This window comes from Pseudomonas sp. HMWF006 (assembly GCF_003061205.1).
GTDB classification, from domain to species: Bacteria; Pseudomonadota; Gammaproteobacteria; order Pseudomonadales; family Pseudomonadaceae; genus Aquipseudomonas; species Aquipseudomonas monsensis.
Map to the genome: position 1 here is coordinate 1 of NZ_QAIU01000459.1, position 4,556 is coordinate 4,556.

At 49.9% G+C, this 4,556-nt stretch carries 4 protein-coding genes; all 4 read right to left on the minus strand.

Going from position 1 to position 4,556, the window contains the following annotated elements; all coding sequences use genetic code 11:
* Window positions 1-102: 102 nt before the first annotated feature.
* Window positions 103-795 (minus strand): transposase, encoded by a 693-nt coding sequence (locus DBR24_RS19970; RefSeq protein WP_128615621.1) that lies wholly within the window; start codon window positions 793-795, stop codon window positions 103-105.
* A gap of 157 nt (window positions 796-952) precedes the next feature.
* On the minus strand, window positions 953-1,408 hold the full coding sequence (locus DBR24_RS19975; protein ID WP_128615622.1) for an Imm42 family immunity protein: 456 nt from the start codon (window positions 1,406-1,408) through the stop codon (window positions 953-955).
* Between the two features lie 379 nt (window positions 1,409-1,787).
* Window positions 1,788-2,420 (minus strand): SMI1/KNR4 family protein, encoded by a 633-nt coding sequence (locus tag DBR24_RS19980; RefSeq protein WP_189656048.1) that lies wholly within the window; start codon window positions 2,418-2,420, stop codon window positions 1,788-1,790.
* A 3-nt stretch (window positions 2,421-2,423) separates the two neighbouring features.
* A partial coding sequence (locus tag DBR24_RS19985) for a DUF637 domain-containing protein (protein WP_177490640.1) occupies window positions 2,424-4,556 on the minus strand: 2,133 nt, incomplete at its 5' end.

The window sequence follows — 4,556 nt, forward strand, 5'->3', positions numbered from 1 at the left end:
CTAGCTGGAAATATAGTAATGGTTTGCCATGTATTACTTGCTTTATCAAGCTCATAGGTTGCCTGAACGCTGCGGGTAAAACGGGGACAGACCACGTTTTCACTAAATGATCGATTTTTTTGGCCGTCCCGGGCTCCCTCGCTGCACGCGACGACCGATCATTTCCTCGACATCAACAGCAAACTTTGAACCGCCAAAAACATTATTCCCATTGGTCGCGTCACGAAGCTGGTCAACCAATTCCGACTCTAAGTCATTTTTGAACAGTTCGCGGTAAGCTTCTGCCGGCTGCCCGCCCTGCCCTCCAAGCGCCAAATACTGAGCATGAGGGGTAACAATGTGTGATCGCTCTGATTGTGTGTTAACACGGTAACTTGACCAGCGATATTCTGCCGGATGATTTACCATTTTCGCTCTGACGGGATTCATTTCGATGTATCGATAACAGCACAACAAATATCGTTCACTCTCAACAAGGCATGAACGATACCGGCCTTCCCACAAACTTCCGCTGCGACTATAAGCACGATTTATGTATTGGACGTATCTCTGGCCGACACCTTTCATCAGCAGGCTTGCGCTGTTGGCATAATGAGGACTGACTAACAAGTGAACATGATTGGTCATTAGGCACCACGCATGAATATCACATTCATTTTTAGAAGCCTGTTCGACTAAAAGCTCCAGATAAAAAAGATAGTCTTCGTCGGTAAAAAAACACACAGACCTATTGTTTCCTCGCTGAATCAAGTGCAACGGTACGCCTGGTATCAAAACTCTTGGTCTACGCGGCATCGATGAATCCTTTCAATTGGTCGAACTGAAAGCTTAGCGGGCCGAAAGGCACAAATGACGGCAAATTTTTACGTATTGTTGCAGTCAACTACATTAAACGTGGTCTGACCCCATTTATCTTGTCAGGACATTCTGACCAGCCATGCCGCTGCCAACTCTACAACTCTTCAATACCTTCAATTACGCCACCCACTGCCCCCCGAGGCAGCAACGCCTCATGGACAATGTTGCCAAAGTCCTTACTCCAGACCAGCCTGTCCGCATGCTCTGTTTTTTGAAAATAAATAAACAGACCGGCGTCCCCCAAGAAGGTGCACGTCATATCTTGCACGCCTTCTAGAATGGCGGACTCCCCTTTGAAAAAATAACGATGCGCGGAAGCGAATAATTCTTTTGCAGAAATCGCTGAATCGCCCTCCTCTATATTTTCAAATTCCATTTTTGCGTAGAAGTTCACGGCAGTTTTAAGCTCGGCAACATCCACGACATCAAGGAGCCTTTCCCCACCAACAAACAACGAAAACAAGCCGTTTACCCAGAAACAACTTGAATCAGTCCAATCTCTCACTACATCAAACTGAATTGAGAATATAAACGGATCGCCGTAAATCATTTCAATCTTACTCCTAGCGCCTTTTGCACTGCCGCCGGTATATAACTAGCCAACATGGGTTTCCGGCGCCACCAAATAAAAAAGGGGACAGACCATAAAAAGGGCATAAAAAGCATAAAAAGCATAAAAAGCATAAAAAGCATAAAAAGGGGACAGACCACGTTTTCAGAGTGCTTTCTAAACGTGGTCTTTCCCCATTTATCCTCAGAGCCTAGAGTAGATTTGTGGGGATCCCTCAGGGTCTGTCCCCATTTACCAATACCCCCAAGACTTGCTTCTTTGACTGGATCGTCATCCTGCACATCAAAGTCATTACTTCTTTTGCGGATAAAACAGACCAAATCTTGTATAAACCTGATCCATTCTCACTCATTCTCTGTCAGTCCAGACTGAATTTAACCTGAGTACCGTCTGGTAAATTTTTAATCTTATCGGCTATATACGCTCTGAGCCGCATGCCTTCTACAGCATCGGCAACATATAAATTATCCAAGGAAAAATCACCGCCCATTACAAAAGGCACCTTGGGCAGCAAACGCATCCCTGCACGAACTGGACCATTGCGCTTTTGCCACTGATGAGCCAACGGATAGCCTGTCAATACTTCATAGTCGTGCAGAACTACTTCAGCCCAGCTTTCAACATCCGCAGCCAAGTACTCTAAAGAGCCAGTTTCCGGATCAAAAATGTAGATATTGCCATCCTTGATACAGAACTGCCCACCAAAGATATCTTCAGCAAAAAAGACAACGTTATCGGCTAGGCCTTTGTAGCTACTGCGCCACAGGTCAGCGTGATTCCAATCAGATATGCCCATTTCACTTTGACTGGAATCGCTTGGAAAAACATGCAGCGCGCCTTCAAAAGCATAGAAGCCATTGCGCTGACGCAGTATTTCAAAAAGTTGTTCCGTCGAAGTCCCTGCCATGTTGCGTATTGGCCCAGACAGTTCTGGTTCACACTCACTCAAGGATGAACTTGCAATCGATAACAACTTATCCAAATTATTCATAATCTAATCTATCACCTCTATTCTAACCTTCGTCCCGTTAGGCAACTCTCTGCATTGAGCGCCAATACAAGCGCCTGCCCCACGGTTATCACCAGCGGTGATATGCCTTACCGAGGCTCCCTGCCCCCCTTCCTGGAACATGGCGGGCGGATATTCATCACGGTCGAGGCCCGGTCTTGTTTCAATTCCGCGCAAAGAATCACGCCTGCGCGTTGCCGCATTATCTCGATCTATGGTCAACGTGTCAGGCTTTCCTGCGCCGATGGCATCTTCAATATGTTGCGCCGACTCGGGGTAGCGATCTTTGCTGATCGTGACGACTTTTTCAGTACCGCCTGCGCCGCCAGCGGCCCCTTTTACATCAACAACCTTTTCATCTGCTACATGTATAGCCGTCGTGCCTTTTCCGATAGCCCGCCCCGGAAAAATTCCGGCGCCCATCTCGAAAACCACAGCGCCCAATTTTGCAAAGAAACCACCCTCCTGTGCTTTCACAACGGAAGCCATTGATCCAGCAGAATGTAAATTCCCCCATTGAACAGAGCCTACCCAATAGGCCTCTGCTCCCTTGCCTTCACTTCTCAGTTTCTTTATGAGCTCTGAAAATTTTTCATCATCGTCGGCCAAATCGCGTGAGATCTGACGGCAAGTATCAGCTGCTCCTTTACAAAACTCGTCACGCTCCAACTCTCGTTGCTTGTCGAGCGCTTCGTATTTGTCCCTAACCGCCAGCTTTTCCTCGTCAGTGGATTTGCTGTCCATTTCGGCCAGCATCTCTTTCACCTCACGGTGATAAAGGTAGTTATAGGTCGTAGCACTCCCTGCGATGGCGGCCCCTAACTGGGTGTTTCCATCCACTGCGGCGGCCGCTAACACGCCCGTCAGTTGCGACAGCATCACCTGCATCTGATCGTTGCCGCCCGCGAACTTCACAAGAACATTCATCGCGGCTTCGTTCAGACCAGCGGCAGCTGCACCTGTCGCAAAGTCCCCACCCAGCACCTGGGAAATCAAACCACCCATCAACGCATGCGCTACGACTTTTTCTGCGCTGCCTTCTGGGAACTTGAGTGTGTTGTCACCGACAAAGTCAAAGCCGGTCGCCATAGCGACACTGCTCGCCTCACCCAGCAACGCCGCTCCGAAATTGTCACCAAAGCTGCCTCCACCAATAGTGGTAGAGATACCGCTGGAAATGATCGCCCGGCCGGTCGTGCGGATGGCGACATCAGTAATGTTGCTGCTGGTCAGGATATTTGCAGTTTTGCTGCCACCAGCCGCAAACCAGTTGGTGTCTGCATAGTCGAGCATGCCCGCCGTAAACCCAGCGATAGCCGCATTTTTCAAGCTTCCGGCACTGAAGGTCTCCTTGAATGCGGCCCCGAGATCACCCTTGTTATTAATGGTGCTGGTAACGCCCGTGGTTGCCAGACTTGTGGCGACTGCCCCACCGAAGCCACCGCCGACCAGGCCCAGCCCTGCCGGCCCCATCACGAAGGACATCATGATGGCGATTGCGATTTGTGCTGCCGGGCCCAGTCCCGAGTTCTCGTATTTGAAAGACTCGTGAATCTCCTTCACTCGCTGCCAATCCACGTCCCCTCGGGCTTCGGCATCTTTCAACCAGGCCAGCTGCGGATCCGCCTTGACCATAGCGTCAATGGTCTGGCTGACGGATTGCTGATTCACATCCTTGATGTCGATTTTCAGGCCATCGACTGCCTTGATAACGATATTGCCCTTGGCGATCATCTGGGTTTGGCGCAAGGTCTCGTCGGTATTGCCGCGACCTTTGGAGGACACCCAGCCAGCGCTGTTGTTGGTCTTGGTATGGTTTTCGTCATGGAGGTCCTTGCCCCCCTGAAAAGTAATCGACCCGCCACTGTCCAGTGTGATGTTGTTACCGCTGTCCAGCTTGGCAACCTGATACAGCTGATCACCTTTGCTCGACAGCGTCAGATTGCCACCGGCCTTGATTTCGGAGCCGACGTGCTTAATGTCGGTCACTTCGTCGTGTTGCATCTTCAGCTTGCCGAAGCTGCCTTTCTTCTTCATGTCATACAGCGAGTAATCCGTATCTTGCGCGGCCAGGAGTTCTAGGCGGTCTCCCGCAACCAGGTAGGCTTCATCACCCGC

What these genes read in the sequence shown, in the direction of transcription:
- DBR24_RS19970 (WP_128615621.1), bottom strand. Translation starts at nt 795, where the DNA reads ATGCCGCGTAGACCAAGAGTTTTGATACCAGGCGTACCGTTGCACTTG.
- DBR24_RS19975 (WP_128615622.1), bottom strand. Translation starts at nt 1,408, where the DNA reads ATGATTTACGGCGATCCGTTTATATTCTCAATTCAGTTTGATGTAGTG.
- DBR24_RS19980 (WP_189656048.1), bottom strand. Translation starts at nt 2,420, where the DNA reads ATGAATAATTTGGATAAGTTGTTATCGATTGCAAGTTCATCCTTGAGT.